Raw genomic sequence first — 26,189 nt, forward strand, 5'->3', positions numbered from 1 at the left:
AATTTTTTAAATTTTAATAATAATTCTAATCTAGAAACAAAAAGCGCAGGTATATAACATCAAATTAAATATTTGATGTTATATACCTGCGCTGCAAAAATGATTAAATCTCTAATACCTTAAATCTTTAATCCTTTTATATTATACTGAAAAACTGAGTCTTGGTATAAATGTTTCAAAATGAACATGATTCATAGAAATACCTAATGTTTGTAATTCAGCAATCATTGCTTTTAAGAATGAGTTACCGCCACACACATAGATCTCCGTCTCATTGTCCACATATTGACGCAGTTGTTCTGATTCGATAAAACCATCTTCATCACGAAAATGAATATCAAACTGGGCATGGTCTGATTGATTTGCAATTGTAGTTAATTTTGCTTCAAAAGCAACATTTTGTGCGTTAGATGTTGATTGTAAGAAAATAGCTGGTGTACCTATGTTAACGGCTTCATTAAACATTGAGACAAGCGGTGTAACCCCTACACCTGAACCCAAAAATAATTGTTTGTTTTCTGTATTTTCTAATTTAAATCCACCTACTGGTGCAGATATATTTAAAATGTCACCTTCAGTTACTTCATCGTGTAACACAGTAGAAACTTCACCTTCGTGCGCTTCAGTAACATCTCTTCTTACACCAAATGTTAAGTAACTTTCATCTCCATCAACAATGGAATAGTGTCTTTTTGCGCGATAAGGTAATTTTTCACTAGAAATATCTACAGTTATATATTGTCCTGGTATAAATTGACTTAAATCAATGCGATTTGATGTGACAGTAAATGATTTAATAAGTTCTGTCTCCTCAGTGATATTTGTAACTTCAAATGGTTTAAAACCTTCCCATGCCATTTGTTTATAAATATCTTTTGCTAAGCCAATAAAGGCATCAGCGATAGCTCCATAAGCTTTTATCCATGTTTGAATAATAGGATCATTATTTTCTAAACCTGTCACTTCTTGGATTGCCCAAATTAAATTTTCTCCAACAATATCATAATGTTCCGGTTGCACTTGTAAAGCACAATGTTTATAAACTACAGGCATTATTGCTGGTACGATAGGTGTTAAATCTTCAATGTTTTCCGCTGCTGCCAGTACTGCCATAGCAAGTGCTGATGATTGCAGTCCCTTTTTTTGATTTGTTTGGTTAAATACATTTTTTAATTCTGGATGCACTTCAAATAACCTTTTATAGAAAATTTCCGTAATAGTTTGTCCTTTTTCTTTAAGTAATGGCACTGTATCTCTAATTGTTTGAATTTCTCTTTCTGTTAACATATTATACCTCCTAATTACTTCTCACCACTATTATTGTACGAAATAATATAACTTACAATCATTAACAATTAATCCAAACATTTTCTAAATGCATAGTTCACAAAATGTTAACTAATTAAAAAAATATAAATTCAAATTCTTTGGTATGTATTGATTTGCTCACATTTTATAAATTGAAATCGTATATTGTATGATCTAAAACTTTAATCCACTATGATTAGTCAACTAAAACCACGCTAAAAAGTCTCTGCTTCACTACTTTTTAGCGTGGTTTTATTCTTATTTTTCACTTAAGTATAAATCTTCTATGACTGTTGCTACGGATTCAGCATTATTTTGAATATACACATCATAAGCCTCAGAGTAGCCTGATGTACTAGTCACATAAAAAGATTGTTGGGCATGGTTTAATAATTGCGTATCGTTCACCTCATTTCCAAAAGCAATATAGTTTTGTGCACCAATCATGTGCTTCAAGGTCGAGTACTTATTAATGTTTTTGGCTGTAATATCTATGCTATGATCCACTTCGTGTATATGGATTGATAACACATTCTCGTAACTTTGAAACCATTGTTTAAGTGCTTTAAATGTTTTTCCTTCAGTCGCGAATAGAATCACCTTAATTGGATGTTGAATATGAGCAACCTTCACATTCTTTGCTAAACCATCTGGATTTAATTGTCTATAAATTGGATGGCTTTCACTTACGTTAGCAGCATAGTCAAAATCTCCATCGATAATATATTTTAAATCATAATCGCTGATTAACTTCACAATCTTTTCAAATAAATCATTCGGGATATAAGCCATGGTTTGAATTTCTCCATCTTTTGAAATTATAGAGCCATTTCCACCAATGAGCCAATGATTACTGTAATCTCTAACAACTGGTAACAAATCACGTATAGGTCGTGCTGACGCAAATATGATATCGTGTTGCCGATTCAATTGCTGTATCACTTGATTTAACCGTGATTCTATAAATTTGCCATTAAAACAAATTGTGCCATCTATATCAAAAACAAATATCATAGTCATACCTCTTTTAAATTTTTATTCGTCATGCTGATATTTAGCATTTAACTGATGAATTAATCGTTTAAATTCATCCTCTGATTTAAATTCAAACGTAATTTGGCCTTTTTTATTTTTAGTGGAAATAGCTACATTTGCACCATATTGCGCTTTAAGTTGACGTTCTTGTTGTCTAATAAACTTTGGTTTTGTTGCCTTTTGTGTAGCCTCTACTTTATCTTTATTATCACTATAATGTGTAGTGACATAATGTTCTAATTCTCTTACACTCCATGCCTCACGGGAAGCTTGTTTGGCAATTTGTTGCATTTTTTGTTTGTCCTTAACACTTAATAATGTGCGGCCATGAGCACTTGATAACGCACCATCTCTCACCATATTTGAAACAGTCTGTGGCAAGTTTAATAAACGCAACATATTCGCAATGTAAGGTCTAGATTTACTTAGACGTTGCGCAACATCTTGCTGCGTTAAATTTAAGTCATCCATCAATTTACGATAACTTTCCGCTTCTTCAATTGCATTTAAATCCTCACGCTGTAAATTTTCAATGATTGCAAGTTCCATCATATCTTCATCCGTAAGTGATTTAACAATCGCAGGTATTTCAGTCAATCCCGCAATTGTTGCAGCACGAAATCGCCTTTCGCCGACAACGATATGATAGCCAGAAATCGTTTTTCTCAAAACGATGGGTTGTAATATGCCGTGAAGTTTAATTGATTTAGCAAGATCATTTAATCGTTCCTCATCAAATGTTTTACGTGGTTGATATGGATTTGCCTTCACGGTAGTCGTAGATATTTTTTGAATATTTTCGTTATCTTCTATGGTTAATCGCTCATCTTGATGATTTTCGATTGTCAAACACCTACTTTCTATTTTCTCTAGCTCGTTTAATTTGATTTATTATTAGATGTGCCTATTATATCATCACTCATCTACCAAAGAATATAGGACAAATAATTAGTTTAATCGAAATTTTCAGATAAGTTGTTGACAAAAGTAATTTTAATGTGTAATCTTGGGTATATCAAATTCGAAATAACAGAAACACAGTAACAAGGAAAGTAGAACTTACACTGCTGACACAGAGAGTCTTCGTAACGCTGAAAGAAGATACAGAAAGAAAGTTTGAAAATGGCCTTTGAGTGTTGATGCCAATATGAGGTATCAACGGGCGCGCCCGTTATAGCGCTACAGTATTAACATTTTGTTAAATGGCGTACTGGATTATTCCACACGTTATCTTCTCGTTAATACTCATTTTATTTATAGAATGGGTTTTTTATTTACGAAAAATGATAGCACGATTCAGTCAACGTTACATATACAACAATTTAGCGTACTGGATAAGGTTACTTTAGTGATAATGTAACAAACAAAGGTGGTACCGCGAGCTAAGCTTTCGTCCTTTACATCCGAATTTTCGGGTTTAAAGGACGGGAGCTTTTTTTATTTTTACAAGGAGGTTAACAATTATGAAAAATACTGAACTAGCACAAATCGCATTGTCACATGATCATACAGGCGCCATAGCCAATCCAATTTACTTATCAACAGCATATCAACACCCACATCTCGGTGAGTCAACAGGATATGATTACACACGAACTAAGAACCCAACACGCTCAGCATTTGAGGAGGCATTTGCCAAATTGGAACACGGCACAGCTTCATTTGCAACATCAAGTGGCATGTCTGCTATTCAATTAATATGTAATCTGTTCAAATCTGGTGACGAAATATTGGTATCTTTCGATTTATATGGTGGTACCTTTAGACTTTTCGATTTTTATGAACAACAGTATGGTATCCATTTCAAATATGTTGACTTCCTCAATTATGAAGAAGTGGAACAAAGTATTACAGAACATACTAAAGCATTGTTCATTGAACCAATCTCAAACCCACAAATGATTGAAGTAGATGTAGACCCGTTCTATATCTTAAGCAAAAAATTTAATTTATTGACTATTATAGATAATACATTTTTAACACCATACCTTTCTACGCCATTAGAAGATGGTGCAGATATCGTCTTACATTCAGCTACAAAATATATTGGCGGACATAACGACGTACTTGCTGGTGTGGTAACCGTTAAAGATAATCAACTTGCAGAACAATTAGGACAGTTACACAACATGATTGGTGCTACTTTGTCACCATTCGATAGCTACCTACTCCAACGTGGTTTAAAGACACTCCATTTGAGAATGGATCGTTCAGAATATAATGCGAAATTACTCTCAGAACGATGTAGTGACTTAGAGGCCATCGATAAAGTGCTTTATAGCGGACGTACAGGTATGTTGAGTTTACGTTTAAATAAAGATTATAAAGTGGATAAATTCTTAGAACATTTAAACGTCTGTATTTTTGCAGAAAGTCTTGGCGGTACAGAAACATTTATCACATTTCCATATACACAAACACATGTAGATATGCCAGACGCAGAGAAAGACAAACGGGGCATCGATGAATATTTGATTAGGTTATCCATCGGTATCGAAGACTATGAAGATATCGAACAAGACATTATTCAAGCATTAGAAAAATCTAAACAAGGAGTGATTTCATGAGTTTATCAAAAGAAACTGAAGTAATATTCGATTCACATAGAGGTGTAGATTACGATTCTGCAAATCCTCCTTTATATGATTCTTCAACTTTCCATCAAAAAACGCTTGGCGGCGGTGCACAATATGATTATGCCAGAAGTGGTAATCCAAACCGTGCCTTATTAGAAGAAAAATTAGCTAAATTGGAAGGCGGAAGTCATGCCTTTGCATACGCATCAGGTATCGCAGCCATTTCAGCTGTGTTATTAACTTTAAATGCAGGTGATCATGTCATCTTACCTGATGATGTTTATGGAGGTACGTTTAGATTAACAGAACAAATTCTAACTCGTTTTAATATACAATTTTCAACTATTGATACGACGCATTTAAATGAAATTGAAGAGGCTATTCAAGATAATACTAAACTGATATATATTGAAACACCTTCTAATCCATTGTTTAAAATTACAGACATTAGAGGCGCAGCCGATATTGCTAAAAAACATCATCTCAAACTCGCCGTAGACAATACGTTTATGACACCACTAGGACAATCACCCTTAGCTCTCGGCGCTGATATTGTCGTGCATAGTGCTACCAAATTCTTAAGTGGACATACTGATATTATTGCAGGCGTAGCAATAACAAACGATCAAACGATTGCCGATGCATTATATTTATTACAAAACGGTACAGGTACTGCCCTATCTGCTCAAGATAGTTGGACACTGGCTAAACACTTAAAAACATTACCTGTACGTTTTAATCAATCAGTTGAAAACACTAAAAAACTTTATGAGTATCTAGCACAACGTGATGAAATTGCAGAAGTCTATTACCCAGGAAATAGCGATTTACATTTATCTCAAGCAAGTCATGGCGGTGCTGTATTAGGTTTCCGCTTAAAAGATGAGACAAAGGCGCAAGATTTTGTAGATGCCCTTTCCTTACCTTTAGTTTCCGTCAGCCTAGGTGGTGTTGAAACAATACTTTCACACCCTGCTACGATGTCACATGCAGCTGTACCTAAAGAAGTAAGAGAAGCCAGAAATATCACTTTTGGATTATTTAGATTAAGCGTTGGATTAGAAACTGCAGATGAATTAATCTCTGATCTAAATTATGCATTTAAGGAGGCCTTCAATGAGTCAACTACTCGACAAACTAAAGCACAATATATTAGTAGCTGATGGTGCGATTGGAACCATTCTATATTCAGAAGGTCTAGATACATGCCCAGAAGCCTATAATATTACACATCCAGATAAAGTGGCGCGCATTCATCGTTCTTATATAGACGCTGGTGCCGATATTATTCAAACCAATACGTATGGTGCTAATTTTGAAAAGTTAAAACCTTTTGGTCTTGAGCATAAAGTTAAAGACATTCACTACGCAGCAGTAGAAATTGCTAAACAAGCTGCAAACGACGACACCTTTATTTTAGGCACAGTAGGTGGATTCAGGGGTATCAAACAAGAAGATTTAGAATTATCATCGATTCAATATCATACAGAAATACAAATTGAGACATTAATCGATGCAGGTGTTGATGGCATTCTATTTGAAACATATTACGATTTAGAAGAGCTTACAACCATTATCAAAGCTACTAAACGTAAATATGATATTCCGATTATTGCTCAACTCACGGCTTTAAATACAAACTATTTAAGAAATGGTACTGAAATCAATACAGCCTTGCAACAAGTTGTTAAGAGCGGTGCTGATATTGTTGGACTGAATTGTCATCACGGTCCCCACCATATGCAACAATCGTTTTCACATATTGAACTGCCCGATGGTGCTTATCTATCATGTTATCCAAACGCAAGCTTATTAGATATTGAAAATAGTCAATTTAAATATAGTGATAATGCAGCTTATTTTGGAAAAGTAGCTGAGCAACTCATCAATGAAGGCGTTCGTTTAATTGGCGGCTGTTGTGGCACGACACCTGAGCATATTCAATACATCAAATCATCGGTCTCAGATTTAAAACCGGTAAACCAAAAAAATGTCATTCCTATCGCTAAATATACGGGTCATTCGGAGAAACCAACACAAAAACAAAATCTAACATCAAAGGTTAAACACAGACCTACAATTATCGTTGAACTAGATACACCGAAACATCTTGACACAGACTTATTTTTCAGAAATATCAAAAAACTCGACGATGCCAAGATTGATGCCGTAACCTTAGCTGATAATTCGTTAGCCACAGTAAGAATCAGTAATGTTGCCGCAGCGAGTATCATTAAACAACAATATGACATCGAACCTTTAGTCCATATCACTTGTCGTGATCGCAATTTGATTGGCTTACAATCACATTTACTTGGCCTATCACTCTTAGGTATTAATGAAATTTTGACCATTACAGGTGACCCTTCAAAGATTGGGCACCTTCCAGGCGCAACCAATGTATACGATGTGAATTCTAAAGGGTTAACTGAAATTGCTTTACGCTTCAACCAAGGTATTAACACGGACGGTGATGCGCTGAAGACGCAGACGAACTTCAACATCGCAGGGGCATTTGATCCAAATGTAAGAAAATTAGACGGGGCTGTACGACGGTTAGAGAAAAAATTAGAAAGTGGTACCCACTACTTTATAACCCAACCGGTCTATAGCAAAGAGAAAATTAAAGAAGTCTATGAAGCAACCAAACATTTAGATGTGCCATTGTTTATTGGCATTATGCCTGTCACTAGTTATAACAACGCATTATTTTTACACAATGAAGTACCAGGCATTAAATTGTCAGAAGCCATTCTCGAACAATTTGAAGCTGTTAAAGATGATAGAGCAAAAACAAAATCATTGAGCATTGAATTATCAAAAGCATTGATCGACACAGTGCATGAATATTTTAATGGCTTGTATTTAATTACACCATTCCAAAAGGTCGATTATACACTGGAACTTGCAAATTATTCAAAATCAATTACTTCAACTAAACAGGAGGCAATATTATGACAATTCAAACATCAAACTTAGGTTTTCCGAGATTAGGTAGAAAGAGAGAATGGAAAAAAGCCATCGAGGGCTACTGGGCAAATAAATATGATTTAGAAACATTACATCAACAATTAACAGATTTGCACAAAGAGAATTTATTACTACAAAAAAATTATAATTTATCTAGTATTCCGGTTGGCGATTTTTCTTTATATGACCATATTCTTGATACATCATTACTTTTCAATATCATTCCTGAACGTTTCCAAGGTAGAGATATCGATGATGACTTACTATTTGATATTGCCAGAGGTAACAAAGAACATGTTGCAAGTGCCTTAATTAAATGGTTCAACACAAATTATCATTATATTGTACCTGAATGGGACAATGCTGAACCAAAATTAAATAAAAATGTATTATTAGAACGCTTTAACTATGCAAAATCATTAAACGTCAACGCACACCCTGTGATCGTTGGTCCAATTACGTTTGTTAAGTTATCTAAAGGTGGCGACCAATCATTTGAAGAAAAAGTACAAACATTATTGCCATTATATAAAGAAGTCTTACAATCACTTGTTGATGCAGGCGCAGAGTATATTCAAATTGATGAACCTGCACTTGTTACGGACGATAGCGCAGATTACGAAGACATCACAAAAACGGCATATAATTATTTTTCTGAAGCAAACTTAGGTGATTACCTAGTCGTTCAAACTTACTTTGAACGCGTAAACTTATCATTCTTAAACAGCCTACCAATCAGAGGTATCGGTCTAGATTTCGTACACGACCACGGCTTTAATCTTAAACAAATTGAAGACGGCCAATTTGATCGTACGAAGACACTCTATGCAGGTATTATTGATGGTCGTAATGTATGGGCTGCTGATATAGAAGCTAAAAAAGAGCTTATCGAAACATTACAAAATTATACAGATGACCTTGTCATTCAACCTTCATCTTCATTATTACACGTTCCAGTATCACTTGATGATGAAACACTTGATACTTCTATTGCAGAAGGATTAAGTTTTGCTACTGAAAAACTAGATGAACTCGATGCGTTAAAACGTTTATTCAACAACGACGATGATCAAAAATACAATGAATTGAAAGCCCGCTATGAACGCTTTCAAAACCAATCATTTAAAAATCTTGAATACGACTTTGATAGCGTCAGAACTTCTAGACAATCAGCATTTAAAGAACGTAAAAAAGCACAAGACGCACGCCTAAATTTACCTGATTTACCAACAACTACGATCGGTTCATTCCCACAATCTCAAGAAGTACGTAAATACCGTGCTGATTGGAAAAATAACCGTATCACTGATGAAGCATATAAAACATTTCTAAAAAATGAAATTGCACGTTGGATAAAAATTCAAGAAGATATCGGTTTAGATGTTCTGGTACATGGTGAATTTGAACGTAACGACATGGTAGAGTTCTTTGGTGAAAAACTTCAAGGTTTCCTAGTTACAAAATATGGCTGGGTACAATCATACGGTTCACGTGCGGTTAAACCACCTGTTATTTATGGTGATGTTAAATGGACAGAGCCACTTACTGTCAAAGAAACATTATACGCACAAAGTTTAACTGATAAACCAGTTAAAGGTATGCTTACTGGTCCTGTCACTATTTTAAACTGGTCATTTGAACGTGTTGACTTACCACGTGAAGAGGTTCAAGACCAAATTGCATTAGCAATTAATGAAGAAGTATTAGCGCTTGAAAGTCAAGGTATTCAAATCATACAAGTTGATGAGCCAGCATTAAGAGAAGGCTTACCACTTCGTTCAGAATACCATGCAGACTATCTAGATAAAGCCGTTCGTTCATTCAAACTCTCAACATCTTCAGTCGCTGATGAAACACAAATTCACACGCATATGTGCTATTCTCAATTCGGTCAAATTATTCATGCAATCTATGATTTAGATGCGGATGTTATTTCTATTGAAACTTCTCGTAGCCATGGTGATTTGATTCAAGATTTTGAAGATATTACTTATGATTTAGGTATTGGTTTAGGTGTATACGATATTCACAGTCCAAGAATTCCAACTGAATCAGAAATTACAGCTGCAATTAACAGAGCATTACAAGAAATAGATCGTTCATTATTCTGGGTAAATCCAGATTGCGGTTTGAAGACGCGTAAAGAAGATGAAGTTAAAGAAGCCTTAAGTGTGTTAGTTAATTCTGTCGATAAATTACGTAAATCAACAAATCCAGCAACTGTTTAAAATTAACTTAAATAGGTGATGCGTATGCGTTATCCTTTATGGAAGCAATTAGAAGAATTAAAATCAGCAACGTGGGTCGATTTGACCCACACTTTTGATGAAACCATACCGTGTTTTAGCGAATTTGAACGGCCCCAAGTGTCGACACTATTCAATGTCGCAGACGACGGATTCTATGTTCAAAATTGGAATGTTGTGAGTCAGTATGGTACCCATATTGATGCACCGATTCATTTTGTGGAACATACGCGCTATTTACATGAATTAAATTTAAAAGAACTTGCCCTACCACTCGTTGTTTTAGATTTTTCACAAAGCGTTAAAGCAAATTCGGATTTCATCTTAACACGTCGACACATTGAACAATGGGAAGCTGATAACGGCCCTATTGAGCAAGGCACCTTTGTTGCATTTAGAAGTGATTGGTCTAAACGTTGGCCCAACATTGAAGCTTTCGAGAATAAAGATGATGCTGGTGCGCTCCATTTACCTGGATGGGGACTAGACGCATTAAAGTATCTATTTGAAGAGCGCCATGTGAAAGCCATCGGTCATGAAACATTTGATACCGATGCCTCTATCGATGTCGCAAAAAACGGTGACATTATTGGTGAGCGTTATGTATTAGGTCAAGATACTTTCCAAGCAGAACTACTGACAAATCTTGATCAACTCCCAAGTCGAGGGGCAATTATTTACACAATCAGTCCTAAGCCTAAAGATGCGCCAGGTTTCCCTGTACGCGCATTTGCTATAAAACCTTAAACAAATATTCGCATATGACAACATCGTATTTCGTTTATTACTATTAAAACCTAGCCATTATATTAAAAATTAAGAACTTGAGCACTTCTTAATTTACGATTCTCCTTTAAAATATATAACATGCCCGCATCATTATCGATATGATGTGGGCATATTTAAGTTTACTGGATATATGAGCTGTATAGGTCATTAGTTTGATTTTCAAATAAATGATAATTCCTATCATTTAAAATGATTCAATCAATGTTATAATTCAATAAAATTCAATATAGTTTATCATAGGGCAAATGCACCTATTTTCTATATAAATATAATCAATAGAGGTGACATCCGTGCAACTGAACCAAACCAACACCCCTTTTAATGAGGAACAATTGGCACTTATCAATCAACTACTACCTATGTTAACACCTGAACAACAACATTGGTTAAGTGGTTATCTACTCAATCCAGCAACAACTTCAGTGTCAGATAACAAAACGGACATACAAGAAAATGAGGCTGGTATTACCGAAACTGAAACTAGCACTTCTACTGACCAGTCCGTGTCAGAACCTGTATCAGCTTCAACAGAACCACTAGACGTGCATGTACTATATGGTACTGAAACTGGTAATGCTGAAGAAATTGCTGAAACATTTGAAACAAAACTCAAATCCCAGAACTTAAATGTCCATCTCTGGGATATGGATGATTTTCCGAGAGATTCATTACCTGAGGTTGAACACCTTTTTATTATTTGTTCAACACAAGGCGTTGGCGAACCACCTATCAATGCGTTAGATTTATATGATTACCTTCACGGTGATGATGCGCCACAATTAGATCAAGTCAACTTTGCGGTACTAGCACTTGGTGACCAAGATTTTCCTGATTTTTGCCAAGCTGGTAAAGACTTTGATCATATCTTAGGTCAACTCGGTGCGAATAGAGTGGCAGATAGAGTGGATTGCGACTTTGATTATGAAGAGACAGCTGAACAATGGATTACCAACATGCTTGAGCTATTAACACAAGCCTCATCCAATACAAATGAAGAGACGCCTAGCGTTGAAAATGAGGACGTCACAATAGAAGAACCTCAAGCACCTTATTCAAAATCTAATCCTTTTCAAGCAGAAGTACTGAAAAATACCATTCTTACACAACCAGAAGCTTCTCGAGAAGTAAGACACCTTGAAATATCACTTGAAGGTTATCGTGAGGCCTATGAACCCGGTGATAGCTTAGTCGTTATCCCACAAAACGATCCTGTACTCGTGAACCAACTCATCGATGCACTTAATTGGGATGCTGAAACACCTATTCAAATGAACGACAGTGATTCAATGCGTTCGCTTAAAGAGGCTTTAACACATGATTTTGAAATTGCAAAATTAACGCCTGTTCTGATGAAAAATGCTGCAGAATTATTAGGTAATCCCATGTTAAATGCTAATATTCAAAAATCGGAATGGGTCCAAAACTATATTTACGGTAAAGATGTCATTGATTTAATTAGAGATTTTACGCCTGTTGCGCTTGAACCCAACATGCTACCACAACTGTTAAGAAAATTACCGCCACGAGAATATTCAATTGCAAGTAGTAACAAGATAAATCCTAATAGTGTACACATTACTGTACGTGTTGTGAAATACGAAGCACATCGTCGTGAACGCTTTGGTGTTTGTTCTGTCCAATTAGCAGATCGTACGTCTGTTGGGGATAAGCTACCTGTATACTTGAAAAAGAATCCAAATTTCAAATTTCCATATGACACAGAAACACCTGTCATCATGATTGGTGCAGGTACAGGCATTGCGCCTTATCGTGCTTATCTTCAAGAAAGAGCCTATCTCAATCTTAAAGGTGAGCAATGGTTGATTTTTGGCAATCAAAATTATCATCATGATTTCCTTTATAAAGATGATTTGGAACAATGGCTCGAAGAAGGTGTATTAAGCAAATTAGACTTAGCCTTCTCAAGAGAAACTGAAAATAAAATTTACGTCCAACACCGCATCGAAGAAAATAGTGCTGAATTCTATAAATGGATTCAGGCAGGTGCCACAATTTACCTGTGCGGTAATAAAGATGAGATGGCAAGCGGTGTACACGAATCATTAATTAAAGTACTCATCAAAGAAGGTAACATGGATGAAACTGAAGCCGAAGCCTATTTGACAGAAATGATTAAAAATCAACGTTACCAACGTGATGTATATTAAGTACGTCACAAATAGACTTCAAAAAATGATAAAAAAGGGGCTAATCTGATGAGTCAATTCATAGCAACATATGCAAATACACTATTATTAGTTAAACAAGTTAATGGTCGTTTTCATATAGAAAAGAAACTAGAAGGAATGAACCCCATCGCCATCGCTCAGGATCCATTCAATCCTGACATATTATATTGTGGCACGTTTGATCGCGGTTTGTGGAAAAGCGTGGACAAAGGCGATTCATGGTTACCTATTGGCACACGCTTTACGTATAATAGTCCTTTTAAAAAGCAAGACATTCCTATGACATCCATTACTGCAGTCTCAGTCATAGATACAGGTAACAATACTGGTGCGGTATTAGTAGGTACAGAACCAAGTGCACTCTTTATTTCCTGTGATCAAGGTGACTCATTTGAATTACTGACAGATTTCGCACATATTCCTGGAAAAGAACAATGGTTTTTCCCTCCAAGACCGCACACACATCACGTTAAATGGTTAGATAACAATCATCGCTCGCCCAATATCATTTCTCTTACAATTGAGGCTGGTGGTTTGATTCAATCTACAGATTCTGGACAACATTGGGAAGTACCGCAAACGGATCATGCGCCTATCGATATTCACGTACTCAAAAGTCATGACGAACATCCCAACAAATTATATGGCGTTCTCGGAGATGCCTTTTTAAATGGTGGTAGAGATACCTTTATTGAAAGTGATGACTACGGTAAAACATGGACAACATTTATAGTTGGCATTGAGCATAGATATGGTTATGGCTTGGCAATCAATTCAAATAATGCTGAGAATATCGTCATCTCAACATCAAATTCGCCAATGAATGCCCACAGTTATGGAAGTCATACATTTTCAACCATTTATGCTATTGATAAATCACAAGATAATGCCTGGATTGAAGCAACTGAAGGCTTACCTTCCACAAATGGCACGCTTATCTCCGCTGTCACTGAAAGAGATGGTATCTTTTATATTGCGAATAATAAAGGTATCTTCTCTTCCGACAATGGTGGTAAAAGTTGGCATCCTTTGAACATAACATGGACAAATGAATTAACAGAGCAACATGTTTATCAATTGATCACTTTAGACTAAGTAATGTTAGTATAGATGATATAAGTAAACACCCAAAAGATTGTATGATAAATTCAATCTTTTGGGTGTTTTTATTTACACGTTTTTACCCTTAATCGCGCCACTTAGCTTCATATAGAAGCCACTTGCCTGTTCTATATAGTATTACAATCAAAAATTTGTTTTACTTAATGTAAGGGGAGGGACTGAACATGAAAGTAAAGGTTGTTTATGATCAAACATTAGACGAAGATGAAATCATACTATACGCGCATAAAGATGCCAACAATTTATCAGATATTATCAACTCAATTCAACAATTATCTCAAAATATATTATTTCCCGGAAAATACAACGAAACCATCTATTATCTTAAACCACAAGATATCATTTGTTTTCGGATAGAAAATAAGATATTAAATGTTATCACCGCTCAACGTCAATATACGATGAATCAACGTTTATACGAAATAAAAGCACAGCTTAATCATAGCTTTCTACAAATTTCAAAATCTGAAATCATCAATGTGAACTTCATTGATTATCTAACATTAAATAAAAATGGCACGATTGAAATTCGTTTTACTGATCAATCATTTACGTACTCTTCTAGAAGATACTTACCATTAATTAAGGAGGCTTTAAAGCTATGAAACGATTCTTTCACGGTGGAACCATTGGTATTACGATTGGCGTCTTTGTCTCTTTAATATTTTCAACACTATTTGCGCACCACCAATTTCATCCAGTTTCTCCAGAATCAACGATGGGTAGCATTTACTTTGCACATTTAACTGAATTACAAATTATGTTTATTGCTGTTGTGATATGGGCATTAATCGGTATCACATTCAGTTATGGCGCGCTTATCTTTTCGAATTCACGAAAGACATTATGGTTTAAAACATTAACTCACTTTAGTTTAATGCTCATCATCATGTTCCCACTGGCTATATTAGCTGGATGGTTTCCTCTTAAACTTTCAGCAATCATACTATTTGTGGTCATTTATACAATTGTTTATTTTATCATTTGGGGTATTGAAACAAGACGTAATCAACAAGATATAGACGAAATTAATGCCATGCTCTCAAAACGGAAGGGATGATTTGATATGAATCAAGGTCGTTATACTGTACTACCTAATGAATCGGTCACTGTATTTTTGATTGGTCTTCACATCAACAAGTGGTATAAAGTTCATCACTGGTTGCCTGTACTTTTAGCTATGCCACCAATGCTCTCCGAATTATCAAAGGATAAATCACTCGGTTGTTTATCTTATGAAATGTTGTTTAAATATCGTGGTGTTATGATCGTTCAATATTGGGAAACAAACGAAAAATTGCTTAGTTATGCAAAAATGCCTGTACATTTAAAAGCTTGGCGCAAATTCTCGAAAAAATTAAAGCATAATGAAGCCGTTGGTTTTTACCATGAAACATATAATGTAGATTCCCATCAATATGAAAATATTTATATCAATATGCCTGATTTCGGTCTCGGCAAAGCACTCGGTAATGAACCTGTAAGCAAAGCCACACATACTGCAAAACAACGACTAAAAAAACATACTTAACGCGTATTTTAAATCAAACGATATCATAATCATAGAGTTGAAGTTGAAATGTCAAAGGCATACGTACTGTCACAATAACCATCATTTATTACGAGATAGCGATAGCATCTTTTACTGAAATTCATAAATCTCATTCGCATAAAAAGAAAACGACAATTTCCATTACTGCAGAAATTGTCGTTTTTATTTTGAAATGTTTATATCCCAAATATTTTATTTATTGTTATAACTTCATTTACTAATCCATGTGCTATCTCACATATTCAAAAATTCCAGCTGCGCCCATACCTACACCGATACACATGGTAACCATACCGTAACGTGTTTCTGGGCGTTTCTTCATTTCAGACAATAAGCGTCCTACTAACATCGCACCTGTAGCACCAAGTGGATGTCCAAGTGCAATGGCACCGCCATTCACATTCGTCTTCTCAGCATCTAATCCCACTTCTCTCATAGAAGCCAATGTTTGAGAAGCAAATGCTTCATTTAATTCTACTAAATCAATATCATTAACGTCTAAGTTAGCTTGTTCCAATACTTCTGGAATCGCATATGCTGGACCGATACCCATTAATTTAGGGTTTACCCCTACTGCTTTAAATCCAACAAAGCGTGCAATAGGTTCTACGCCTAGCTCCTTCACTTTTTCACCAGACATCACAACGACAAAACCTGAGCCATCTGTTAATGGGGCCGAGGAGCCTGCCGTCACTGTACCGTCAGCCTTAAATACAGTTGGTAATTTAGCTAAAGTTTCTTTATTTGTATCTGGTCTAATGAGTTCATCTTCTTTAAATACTGCTTTACTAACAACAGGTCCATTGTCGTCATATGTTACTTGATTGACTTCAATAGGTATAATTTCATCATCAAATTTACCAGATTGTTGCGCTTCTGCTGCGCGTTGATGACTCTGAACTGCATATGCGTCTTGATCTTCTCTAGAAACATGATATGTTTCTGCTACCATTTCCGCTGTAAGTCCCATCGGGTATGAAACGCCTGAATCTTCATCTTGAAGAATCGGATTATTCGTTGGTTCATTACCACCCATTGGCACAGCGCTCATCAATTCAATACCACCTGCGACAATCACATCTGCCTGATCGGCAATAATTTGATTTGCTGCATGTGCAATAGTTTGAAGTCCTGATGAGCAATAACGATTGACCGTTTGACCTGGCACTTCATTCGGTAGACCTGCTAGCAAAGCAATGGTTCTAGCGATATTTTGCCCTTGTAAACCTTCTGGGAATGAATTCCCTACAATGACATCTTCAACCATACTCGGTTCAAACGAACCACCGACTCTTTCTAATACACCTTTTAATACTTTTGCAGCAACCTCATCTGGTCTTTCATGTGCCATAGCACCATTTTTGGCTTTGCCAGCTGCTGAACGTCCGTAAGCTACTATATATGCGTCTCGCATTTAAATTCACCCTTCCTGTACTGATTCATAATTAGTTGCGTAGTGGTTTACCAGTTTCTAAGATATGAGAAATTCTGTCATATGTTTTTTTGTTTTGTAACAATTCTAAAAATCTCTCTTTTTCAAGCTTTTGCAAATATCTTTGATTGATATATGTGTTACGAGGAATATCCCCACCGCCTAATACTTCAGCCACTTTCAACGTAATCTCATAATCATAGTCACTAATGAAATGACCTATACGCTGCGCATCCAATTGTCCTTCTGCCAGCGCTTTAAAGTCTTTACCTAAAGCAATATATTGTGCTTTTGGTGTTGGAATATAATTTGTTTGCGATTCGTAACGCGCTCGGTTTAAAGCAACTTCGACACGTTTTTCTGTATTTAAAATAATTGTATCTGTATTTCTTAAATAACCATATCTAACCGCTTCATATGCGTTAGTTGATACTTTGGCAAAACCGATTTGCATGAGTATATCGGTAATTGATTTTTGTTTGTCATCATTTTTATGATTTGTGCGCAAGACTCTATCTGTTAACTCTGCAAGACCGCCACCTGCAGGTAATAATCCGACACCTGTCTCAACTAGACCAATATATGATTCACTGGCAGCAACAACAATTGGTGAATGTAGTACAAGTTCACAGCCACCACCAAGCGCTTTACCTTGTACAGCTGTAACAATCGGTTTAAGCGCATATTTTAATCTTGCAAAGACATGATGCAGTTGCTCAACGGCTGCACCGACTTCTTCTACAACGCGTCCTTCTTCATGTGCTTGTTTCATTTGGAATAAGTTTGCACCGACACTGAAATTAAATCCACCTGCGTAAATCACCATGCTACTATAGTCTTCACGCTCTAATGTATCGATAGCTTCAAGTAAGTCATCCAGGAAGCTATTTGAAATAACATTATTCTTACTTTGTAGTTTTAATAATAATTGATCTTTATTTGCTACAGACAGATTAGAATCTGATCTATCCCATAATTCTTGATCAACATATTCCGCTACGGGCGTAATGCGCTCGATAGACTCACCTTGCGCATAAAATGATTCATTGCGTTGCTCTATCCAATCAGGTAACTGTCCTATCTCTTCTTTCATACGTGCTTTCACACGTTCGAAGCCCATTAAATCCCATAATTGGAATGGACCTTGTTTCCAGTTAAAGCCCCATACAAGCGCTCTATCAATGTCTTTGAAAGATTCTGCCGCTTTAGGTACATTAATTGCTGAATAATAGAAGTTATTTCTTAGCGTCTCCCATAAAAACACACCAGCATCATCTTGTGCATTAAAAATGACATCTAAATTTTTAGCTAAATCTTTGCCGAATTGACCTAATATTTCTAATTGTGGTTTCTGTGGCTCAACATAATCATTTTGTTTAGGATCAAAGACGTAACGCTTTTTGTTTACCTTTTTATAGAATCCTTGTTTTGTTTTATTGCCGAGTGCACCTTTTTCTGCAAGTTTTTCGGATAGTTTCACATCATGGAAGAATGGTTGTTCTTCAGGTATTTGTTGTAGTCCTTTAATAACTGCAATCGCGATATCAAGACCTACCAAATCTGATAAACCATAAGTTCCCATTTTTGGACGACCGATACTGCGACCTGTCAGTGCATCTACTTCTGTGATTGAAAATCCTTGTACTTCTGCGCGATACATAATGTCGTTCATTGTTTGTGTACCTACACGGTTCGCTACAAATCCAGGTACATCGTTAGCAACGATGACACCTTTACCTAACACATCTTCCGCAAAACGTTGCACGCGATCCACAACCGATTTCGAAGTCTTGCTATTAGGAATCACTTCAACTAATTTCATGATGCGTGGTGGATTAAAGAAATGCATTCCGAAAAATCTTTCTTTGTCACTATCTTCAAAGACATCTGCAATTGATTCGATTGGAATACCTGACGTATTCGTGGCAAATATTGCTTCGTCTTTAGCCACGTCTTTCACTTTTTTCCAAATTTGATGTTTGATATCAACTTCTTCTTTTACTGCTTCAATATAGATATCTGCATCGTCTTCCCCTGCTAAATCCTCATTAAAATTACCGTACGTCAGGTTAGAGGCAAATGATAAATCGAATAATTGTGGACGTTTAGGATTTGTGATAATTTCATATGCTTTTTTTGAAATTTTATTTGGATCGTTCTCGTCAATCACAATATCTAGTAATTTTACTTTTAATCCTGCGTTGACTAGTAGCGCAGCAATTTGACTCCCCATTGTTCCTGCACCTAACACCGTTGCTTTTCTTATTGTCATACTAAACCCTCCAAATTTAATGTTCTGAATTAATGCGTTATATCAATGCGTTCATCTATTAGATAAACGCGGAATCACCTGTCAATGCACGGCCTATGACAAGTGCGTTAATTTCATGTGTACCTTCATATGTGTAGATAGCTTCTGCATCCGCAAAGAATCGGGCAATATCATACTCACCAGCTAGAATACCATTTCCGCCATGAACCCCTCTGCCCATCGCAACAGACTCTCTTAGACGTAAGGCATTCATCATCTTAGCTGTAGAAGTAGCCACTTCATCATATTCTCCATTTGCCTGCATGCGCGCCAATTGTGCACATGTTGCCATGGCTTGTGCAAGATTTCCTTGCATCATGGCTAATTTCTCTTGAATTAACTGGAATTTACTAATTTCTTTACCAAATTGTTTACGCTTCGTTACATAATCTGTTGTGGCTTTTAACGCACCTGCCATAGCGCCTGTCGCCATGTATGCAACACCTGCACGTGTTGAGTAAAGTACTCGTGCAATATCTTTAAAGCTATTAATGTTTTGTAGACGTTGTTCTTCTTTGACGACTACGTTGTTCAAATGAATATTTGTATTCGGTACGATACGTAAGGCAATTTTATTTTCAATCACATCGATTTCGACACCTTCTTGACTGGGTTCGATAATAAAGCCTTTAGGTTTGCCAGTTTCTACATCAACTGCATAGACTGGAATCACATCTGCTACATTGGCACCGCCAATCCATTTCTTCTGTCCATTGATAATCCATTTATCACCATCTCGTTTGGCAGTGGTTTCAAGACCGCCAGCAACATCAGAGCCATGTTCGGGTTCTGTTAATGCGAAACAGGTACGTAATTCATGTGATTGTAATTTCGGTAAATAGTAAGCTTGTTGTTCTTTACTGCCTCCAAACCAAAATGAATTATGACCGAGTCCTTGGTGTACACCGAGTAATGTTGCTAGAGATACATCAAATTTCGCTATTGTATACGACATAAAGAATTGGAATAATTGGCTAGGCGTTTTTTCGCCTTCACGTCCCTCAAAAAGCAATGGATTTTGGAAGTAATTTAATTTTCCTAATTCCTCAAAATAGTCTTCAGGCTCAGTTGCATTTAACCAATGTTCATTAACAGAATCACGATATTTTTCTTCTAACATATCGTTAAGTTGTTTTAATAATTTCACTTCTCCTTCCGTTAAATCTTTTGCGATACTTAAAATATCTTCTGGGTATAATGCTTTGATTACTTCTTCTTTTGTTGGCATAATATAAACCTCCATTTATTATGATTTCGCTTACATTTACAGTTAAAAATTTTTCCAACTTTTAAATACATCCTGCTTCAAATCGACGGGTTATGTTAATTCGTCTTTACTTTGGTCTTGCTTTTGCGCTTTGTCATTCATATATTTTTGAATTTCTAATTTATCTGGTTTCGATGTTGAGTTTAATGGAATATGTGTTAATTTGAGATACAATCTCGGTATTTTATAACCCGCAATATGTTCTCGCATATGTGCATCTAATTTCTGTTCAAAATCTGGATCATCTTCTGTTAAAACAACTGCTGCTGAAACTGACTCCCCGTATTTCGGACTATCATAACCGACCACAACACCTTGAGCGACAAGTGGATGTTCTGATAGTACCCTTTCAACTTCGGAAGGGAGAACATTTTCACCGCCAGTAATAATCATCTCTTTGCGGCGATCCACTATATAAACATCTCCATCTTCATCTATCTTGGCTAAATCTCCTGTTAAGAAAAATTCACCACTAAATGCTTTGGCTGTTTCTTCTGGTTTATTCCAATAACCTGGCGTCACATTATTACCTCTAACGCCCAGTTCTCCAATTTCTCCAACTTGTGCTTCTTCAAAATGATCATCGAAGATACGGATATCTGTGAACATCACGGGTTGCCCAATACTCGCTGGTTTACGTTCGTTATTCGCTGCTGTATTGACGCTGACAAGTGGTGCCTCTGTTAAACCATAACCTGTAATAATAGGAATTCCCAAGCTCACAAATTTTTTCTGTACAGTTGGTAAAGGCGCTGCCCCCCCTTGTATGAGGAATTCAATATTGGCAAAGTTCTTTAAATCAAAGTTGTCAGCAACCAACATGGCGTAGTACATCGTTGGGATTTGAATTAAGAAATTCGGTTGATATTGAGCCATTAAATCATTTAATGATTCACCGTTAAAGTACCGTTGTAATACCAATGTTCCACCTGCCATTAATAATGGAATCGTTAAGTCATTAAATCCTAGTACATGAAACATCGGTGTTGAAATAATGGTTGTATAGGATGCGTATACTTTGTATGTCAATGCTATGGTAATTGGATTATTTACAAATGAATCATAAGAGAACATTACGCCTTTTGGTAATCCTGTCGTACCACTCGTGTACATTAAAGATGCTAAATCATCACCTTCAACACTAACCGTTGTAAAAGGACGATGATGGGTTGGATCAACGATATCATCATATGTCTTAGAATCAATATCCATATGAATCAGTTCATCTGCGATGCCTTCTAAACTTGATAAATGCTTTGCTGAATAAAATATTAATTTCACATCAGAATCAGCAATCACGCTTTCAATTTCCTGTGTCTTTAATCGCCAATTAATGGGCAAATACACAGCGCCTAGTTTGAATGAAGCAAACAATAGGTCTAATAGCGCAACATCATTTGGTGAAAAAATACCAACAACATCACCACGTTGAACCCCTTGTTCTTGTAGATAATTCGCCAAGTTCTCTGCTCTAATATTTAAATCTTGATATGTCCATTCTGTACCTTTGAATGGATCAATGACCGCTGCTTTTGGTTCGTCAAACGTTGCTCTTGTTTTAATCCAGTCGTAGTTCATATTTTTCTCCCCCTTATTTAAATACGATAATCCGACTTAATTGCTTGAGCCAATCCTCCCCAGTGCGCTTGATAGATATCACTCTGTGTTAGCTTGATATCATCAGAAAGAATCGGTCTAAAAGCCATGTTGGCTAAAATATCTTGTTCTAAATCTAAACCTGGTGCAATCTCAATAAGTTTTAAACCCTTGTGCGTTAATTCAAATACTGCACGTTCCGTTACGAAGTAGACCTCTTGATTAAATTTAATTGCATTTTCAGCATTGAAATCCATACTACCCACTTTATCCACAAATTTTGTAGCGCGTCCTTGCGCTTCTACAGTTACTTTATTATTCTCGTATGATAGTTGACCCCCAACAACCATCGCTCCTGAAAATACAATTGTCTTTACTGTTTGACTAATATCTATAAAACCACCGCAGCCGTTCATTTTTTCACCAAACTTAGACACATTGACATTACCCATCTGATCAACTTCAGCAAAACTTAAATAGGCAACATCCAAGCCATTGTTATAGATAAAATCCCAAGTCATATCATGTCTCATTCGTGCACTCAAGTTGTAATTCATACCAAAGTGTTCTCGACTACTGATTAATCCACCAAATACGCCCGTATCAATATTAGGCTGAACTAAATGATTGACTTGTTCTTCCGATAAGACATTAGATAATTCATTATTTATGCCAAAACCAATACTGATTACGTCACCCTCTAATAAAAATTGAGCCGCACGTCTCAAAATCACTTTACGGGTACCTAATGCTATATATGGTTCTCGCATTTCTGTAATTTGATAATGTCCTGATAGTGCTGGATCATATTGCGTTTGCATCACTTGCCTATGCAGCTTAGGATTCGTGTTTACAACAACATAATCGACCAGTTTTCCTGGAATAAATACATCATTGGGATTAAAGTTACCATTTTGAACAACTGCTTTAACTTGTACAATCACTTTTCCTCGATTATTATGTGTTGCTAATGCTAAGCTATATCCTTCACCAAGATGTGCTTCATGTGTCATGTATATGTTGCCATCCATGTCCGCATATGTACCTCTTAATAGCGCAATATCTATGTCTGGAAAGTCATACTGTAAATATGTCTGATGATTAATTTCAATCAACGAGACTAAATCTTCGGTCGTGCGCTCATTGACTTTACCACCTGTATACCTAGGATCTACATTGGTGTTCAATCCAATTTTAGATATGGTACCTGGTGAGGCTTGCGTCTTACTTCTGTAATGCGTGGTAATCACGCCTTGAGGTAAGTAATACGCTTCGATCTCGTTATTGCGCATTGCATTGATTGTTGCCGGTGACGCTGTGATGATACTTGTGATTAATCGCTTAATCATACCCCTTGTTGTAAATGCATCTAAGTCATAGCTATCGCCACGATAATCACTAATATCATTTGCTAACATAAATGTAAAATCTGTAAACGATTGATCTTCATCATTATATTCGACTAACGTTTTGAGTATCTCAGCTGGTAAATTAGCCGTTGATAAGGCTGCCAGAGCTATAACATCACCTTTATTAATGATGCTTGTCAATTTTGAAAATGGAATAATTTTCATATAGGTGTCTCCTATCTTTATTTAATCCAATCTGTTATAAGCTTTCCCCTTTAAAAAGCGCTCCTTTTTATGTAAATATAAACCCTTACATGTAATATACCATTATTTTTGAAAATTATGCAAAAATTTTAAATTTTACAAATCAAGATTAACTATTTTATGTCTTTATAACGCGGTTTGAGCATAAATAAATTCAAATCAATGTTTTAACACATCTCGTCTATTTGACTCATCATATTTACTATATTAATGGTGATTATTTACAGCATTTCTATTTTTTTAAAACTTAGATTTCGACATTATATTAATTAATATTTTCGTTACAAAAATATTAATTATTTTTATACATCGTTGCTTTTATAAACATTTTATATAGTTGTAGCATTCGCATAAGTTTGTTATCCTTTTATATCACAATGCTTTTAAAAAAATAAGGCCCTTTCGTATAATTTAATAAATACTACTAAACTAAATTAACGAGGGGCCTTATAGATAAAGGTTATAATATCACTCAACTTACACTACCAATAGCAACTTCAATGTTAATTACTGTGAATGCTATTGCTCAATTGAATCATTTTATTTTTATTTGAACTACTTATTTTTGCTGTCGATTCGTTTTCACTAGATAAAATAGATAATACACAATACCAATGATAAACCAAATCAATGTATAGAGCTTAGCTTGTCCACTTAAGCCCCAAAATACAGCGAATACACACACAAAGATAATGATTGGCATGATTGGATAAAATGGTAGTTTAAATGCTGGCATTGGCAAATCTTTTCCTTCTCTCTTACGTAAGGCATAGATACCAACCGTAACGAACATAAATGCTACCAAAGCACCTGCAGAAATTAATTGTGCAAGGAAACCAAACGGAAAGACTGCACCAATAACTACAGCAACAATAGAAAGTACAATCAATGCACGGTTCGGTAGATTTTTATTGTTTAATTTTCCAAGCCAAGACGGAAGGATACCATCCCGACCAAATGAATATAATAAACGGGAACCAGCCAACATCATACCGATTAAGGCAGTAAACATACCAATAACTGAAATGGCTTGAACAATGACAGCAATCGTACCATAACCACTTGTACGTAATGCCCAACCAACTGGCTCTGCATTATTTTTATATGAACTATAGTCAAACATACCGACTAGCACAAGAGCTACAACAATAAAGAGCGTTACGGCAATCAGTAGCGAACCTAGTATACCTCTTGGCATTGTTTTCTGTGGATTAATCGCTTCACCAGAATTAGCTGCTATTGAATCAAAACCGATATATGCTACGAAGATGACTGAACTTCCAGCATAAATACCTTGCCATCCTCCAAATGCACCTGCTGCAGTTTCTTTATATTCAGGTATAAACGGAACATAATTTCCAAGATTTATCACTGATACCCCTACAATAATAAATAAAAAAATCGCGAGTACTTTAAGTACTACTAATATATTTTGAACACGTGCTGTTTCAGAAGTTCCACGAGATAATAACAAGGCAGTAATAACAACGACGACTGCTGCTATCAAATCTAAGATACCGCCATCCGTACCCAATGAGTTAGAAAGTGAATTCGGTAATGAAATATGGAAGGGGTCTAACAGCCCTCTTAAATTAGCAGAAAAACCTGAAGCAACGAAGGATACGGCAATCAGATATTCAGCAATTAATGCCCATCCAACAATCCATCCAAAGAACTCTCCAAATAAAATACTAATCCAAGTATATGCAGAACCCGCAAAAGGCATTACCGTTGCCATTTCAGCATAGACAAATGCGACCATTGCAGCAACAATCGCCGCCACTAAAAAGGATAAGCTGACAGATGGCCCCGTATGATCTGCTGATACAACACCAGGCAGTGTAAAAATCGCTGTAGAAACAATTGTCCCTACACCTAGCGCTAAAAAGTCTTTTACACGGAGTGTACGTTCTAGATGCGCATCTTTATTTTGATATCGAGATACATCTTCTTTTCGTAATAAGCTTTGTATAAGATTCATTTTTTACTTCTCCTTGCTATTTTTAAAACAAACATGTTTTTAAGTATAATGATTTTTGAATCTGATGTATATGCTATTGAAGAAAGAATTAACTTTTATTGTATTTTCATATATTTTACAAAGTTATCCGTTAATCACCCACCTTATATTCAGGGACTTTTTTACATCACTTATTTTCTTGGCGTTATCTATTGCACGGGTA

The 26,189-nt window shown here is 35.9% G+C and carries 19 protein-coding genes and 1 other annotated feature; of the genes, 10 read left to right on the forward strand and 9 right to left on the reverse strand.

Annotation, left to right across the window (positions count from 1 at the left end):
- Positions 1–141 precede the first annotated feature (141 nt).
- The 3 genes from M1D64_RS13025 to M1D64_RS13035 form a co-directional block, all read right to left on the reverse strand.
- The gene (locus tag M1D64_RS13025) at positions 142–1,287 is read right to left on the reverse strand and encodes a globin domain-containing protein (protein WP_480977518.1); all 1,146 of its coding nucleotides are present in this window, start codon (positions 1,285–1,287) and stop codon (positions 142–144) included.
- Between the two features lie 279 nt (positions 1,288–1,566).
- Positions 1,567–2,322, reverse strand: a complete 756-nt coding sequence (locus M1D64_RS13030) for an HAD hydrolase family protein (protein ID WP_115353144.1) — start codon at positions 2,320–2,322, stop codon at positions 1,567–1,569.
- A gap of 21 nt (positions 2,323–2,343) precedes the next feature.
- Positions 2,344–3,192: a ParB/RepB/Spo0J family partition protein gene (locus M1D64_RS13035; protein ID WP_115353145.1), complete on the reverse strand. Its 849-nt coding sequence runs from the start codon at positions 3,190–3,192 to the stop codon at positions 2,344–2,346.
- Positions 3,193–3,374: 182 nt separating this feature from the next.
- Positions 3,375–3,744: a binding site (T-box leader), on the forward strand.
- Between the two features lie 62 nt (positions 3,745–3,806).
- Here M1D64_RS13035 and M1D64_RS13040 point away from each other — a divergent pair.
- From M1D64_RS13040 to M1D64_RS13085, 10 genes are all read left to right on the forward strand, one after another.
- Positions 3,807–4,910 (forward strand): PLP-dependent transferase, encoded by a 1,104-nt coding sequence (locus M1D64_RS13040; RefSeq protein ID WP_002484347.1) that lies wholly within the window; start codon positions 3,807–3,809, stop codon positions 4,908–4,910.
- Positions 4,907–6,082 (forward strand): cystathionine beta-lyase MetC, encoded by a 1,176-nt coding sequence (metC, locus tag M1D64_RS13045; protein ID WP_129334931.1) that lies wholly within the window; start codon positions 4,907–4,909, stop codon positions 6,080–6,082. The genes M1D64_RS13040 and metC overlap by 4 nt, the downstream gene beginning before the upstream one ends.
- The gene (locus tag M1D64_RS13050; RefSeq protein WP_002484349.1) at positions 6,036–7,877 is read left to right on the forward strand and encodes a bifunctional homocysteine S-methyltransferase/methylenetetrahydrofolate reductase; all 1,842 of its coding nucleotides are present in this window, start codon (positions 6,036–6,038) and stop codon (positions 7,875–7,877) included. Before metC ends, M1D64_RS13050 begins: the two co-directional genes overlap by 47 nt.
- Complete coding sequence (gene metE, locus M1D64_RS13055; protein WP_115347596.1) at positions 7,871–10,117, forward strand: 5-methyltetrahydropteroyltriglutamate--homocysteine S-methyltransferase; 2,247 nt, start codon at positions 7,871–7,873, stop codon at positions 10,115–10,117. The genes M1D64_RS13050 and metE overlap by 7 nt, the downstream gene beginning before the upstream one ends.
- Before the next feature lie 24 nt (positions 10,118–10,141).
- Positions 10,142–10,882 (forward strand): cyclase family protein, encoded by a 741-nt coding sequence (locus M1D64_RS13060; protein WP_115347597.1) that lies wholly within the window; start codon positions 10,142–10,144, stop codon positions 10,880–10,882.
- 332 nt (positions 10,883–11,214) lie between these two features.
- On the forward strand, positions 11,215–13,092 hold the full coding sequence (locus M1D64_RS13065) for an assimilatory sulfite reductase (NADPH) flavoprotein subunit (protein WP_115347598.1): 1,878 nt from the start codon (positions 11,215–11,217) through the stop codon (positions 13,090–13,092).
- A 48-nt stretch (positions 13,093–13,140) separates the two neighbouring features.
- On the forward strand, positions 13,141–14,208 hold the full coding sequence (locus M1D64_RS13070) for a WD40/YVTN/BNR-like repeat-containing protein (RefSeq protein ID WP_115347599.1): 1,068 nt from the start codon (positions 13,141–13,143) through the stop codon (positions 14,206–14,208).
- Between the two features lie 191 nt (positions 14,209–14,399).
- Positions 14,400–14,840, forward strand: a complete 441-nt coding sequence (locus M1D64_RS13075; RefSeq protein WP_002484354.1) for a LytTR family DNA-binding domain-containing protein — start codon at positions 14,400–14,402, stop codon at positions 14,838–14,840.
- Entirely contained in the window at positions 14,837–15,295 is a 459-nt protein-coding gene (locus tag M1D64_RS13080) for a DUF3021 domain-containing protein (RefSeq protein WP_002484355.1), read from the forward strand. Before M1D64_RS13075 ends, M1D64_RS13080 begins: the two co-directional genes overlap by 4 nt.
- A gap of 6 nt (positions 15,296–15,301) precedes the next feature.
- A complete protein-coding gene (locus M1D64_RS13085; protein ID WP_011304010.1) occupies positions 15,302–15,766 on the forward strand; it encodes a DUF4188 domain-containing protein in 465 nt (154 codons plus the stop codon).
- Between the two features lie 250 nt (positions 15,767–16,016).
- On the opposite strand, the gene M1D64_RS13090 is transcribed toward M1D64_RS13085, so the two are convergent.
- From M1D64_RS13090 to M1D64_RS13115, 6 genes are all read right to left on the reverse strand, one after another.
- Complete coding sequence (locus M1D64_RS13090) at positions 16,017–17,201, reverse strand: thiolase family protein (protein WP_002484357.1); 1,185 nt, start codon at positions 17,199–17,201, stop codon at positions 16,017–16,019.
- 31 nt (positions 17,202–17,232) lie between these two features.
- Complete coding sequence (gene fadB, locus M1D64_RS13095) at positions 17,233–19,491, reverse strand: 3-hydroxyacyl-CoA dehydrogenase/crotonase FadB (protein ID WP_115353152.1); 2,259 nt, start codon at positions 19,489–19,491, stop codon at positions 17,233–17,235.
- 58 nt (positions 19,492–19,549) lie between these two features.
- Positions 19,550–20,758 carry an acyl-CoA dehydrogenase FadE gene (gene fadE / locus M1D64_RS13100; protein WP_011304013.1) on the reverse strand — a complete coding sequence of 403 codons (1,209 nt, stop codon included), beginning with the start codon at positions 20,756–20,758 and terminating at the stop codon, positions 19,550–19,552.
- 90 nt (positions 20,759–20,848) lie between these two features.
- Complete coding sequence (fadD, locus tag M1D64_RS13105; protein ID WP_002484360.1) at positions 20,849–22,375, reverse strand: long-chain-fatty-acid--CoA ligase FadD; 1,527 nt, start codon at positions 22,373–22,375, stop codon at positions 20,849–20,851.
- A gap of 17 nt (positions 22,376–22,392) precedes the next feature.
- Positions 22,393–23,967: a fatty acid degradation protein FadX gene (fadX, locus tag M1D64_RS13110; RefSeq protein WP_002484361.1), complete on the reverse strand. Its 1,575-nt coding sequence runs from the start codon at positions 23,965–23,967 to the stop codon at positions 22,393–22,395.
- 598 nt (positions 23,968–24,565) lie between these two features.
- Positions 24,566–25,987, reverse strand: coding sequence for an APC family permease (locus M1D64_RS13115; protein ID WP_115353154.1), 1,422 nt, complete (start codon positions 25,985–25,987; stop codon positions 24,566–24,568).
- Between the last annotated feature and the right edge of the window lie 202 nt (positions 25,988–26,189).

This window comes from Staphylococcus sp. Z5-21 (genome assembly GCF_056529615.1).

What these genes read in the sequence shown, in the direction of transcription:
- M1D64_RS13025 (WP_480977518.1), bottom strand. Translation starts at nt 1,287, where the DNA reads ATGTTAACAGAAAGAGAAATTCAAACAATTAGAGATACAGTGCCATTA.
- M1D64_RS13030 (WP_115353144.1), bottom strand. Translation starts at nt 2,322, where the DNA reads ATGATATTTGTTTTTGATATAGATGGCACAATTTGTTTTAATGGCAAA.
- M1D64_RS13040 (WP_002484347.1), top strand. Translation starts at nt 3,807, where the DNA reads ATGAAAAATACTGAACTAGCACAAATCGCATTGTCACATGATCATACA.
- metC (WP_129334931.1), top strand. Translation starts at nt 4,907, where the DNA reads ATGAGTTTATCAAAAGAAACTGAAGTAATATTCGATTCACATAGAGGT.
- M1D64_RS13050 (WP_002484349.1), top strand. Translation starts at nt 6,036, where the DNA reads ATGAGTCAACTACTCGACAAACTAAAGCACAATATATTAGTAGCTGAT.
- M1D64_RS13060 (WP_115347597.1), top strand. Translation starts at nt 10,142, where the DNA reads ATGCGTTATCCTTTATGGAAGCAATTAGAAGAATTAAAATCAGCAACG.
- M1D64_RS13070 (WP_115347599.1), top strand. Translation starts at nt 13,141, where the DNA reads ATGAGTCAATTCATAGCAACATATGCAAATACACTATTATTAGTTAAA.
- M1D64_RS13075 (WP_002484354.1), top strand. Translation starts at nt 14,400, where the DNA reads ATGAAAGTAAAGGTTGTTTATGATCAAACATTAGACGAAGATGAAATC.
- M1D64_RS13080 (WP_002484355.1), top strand. Translation starts at nt 14,837, where the DNA reads ATGAAACGATTCTTTCACGGTGGAACCATTGGTATTACGATTGGCGTC.
- M1D64_RS13085 (WP_011304010.1), top strand. Translation starts at nt 15,302, where the DNA reads ATGAATCAAGGTCGTTATACTGTACTACCTAATGAATCGGTCACTGTA.
- M1D64_RS13090 (WP_002484357.1), bottom strand. Translation starts at nt 17,201, where the DNA reads ATGCGAGACGCATATATAGTAGCTTACGGACGTTCAGCAGCTGGCAAA.
- fadB (WP_115353152.1), bottom strand. Translation starts at nt 19,491, where the DNA reads ATGACAATAAGAAAAGCAACGGTGTTAGGTGCAGGAACAATGGGGAGT.
- fadE (WP_011304013.1), bottom strand. Translation starts at nt 20,758, where the DNA reads ATGCCAACAAAAGAAGAAGTAATCAAAGCATTATACCCAGAAGATATT.
- fadD (WP_002484360.1), bottom strand. Translation starts at nt 22,375, where the DNA reads ATGAACTACGACTGGATTAAAACAAGAGCAACGTTTGACGAACCAAAA.
- fadX (WP_002484361.1), bottom strand. Translation starts at nt 23,967, where the DNA reads ATGAAAATTATTCCATTTTCAAAATTGACAAGCATCATTAATAAAGGT.
- M1D64_RS13115 (WP_115353154.1), bottom strand. Translation starts at nt 25,987, where the DNA reads ATGAATCTTATACAAAGCTTATTACGAAAAGAAGATGTATCTCGATAT.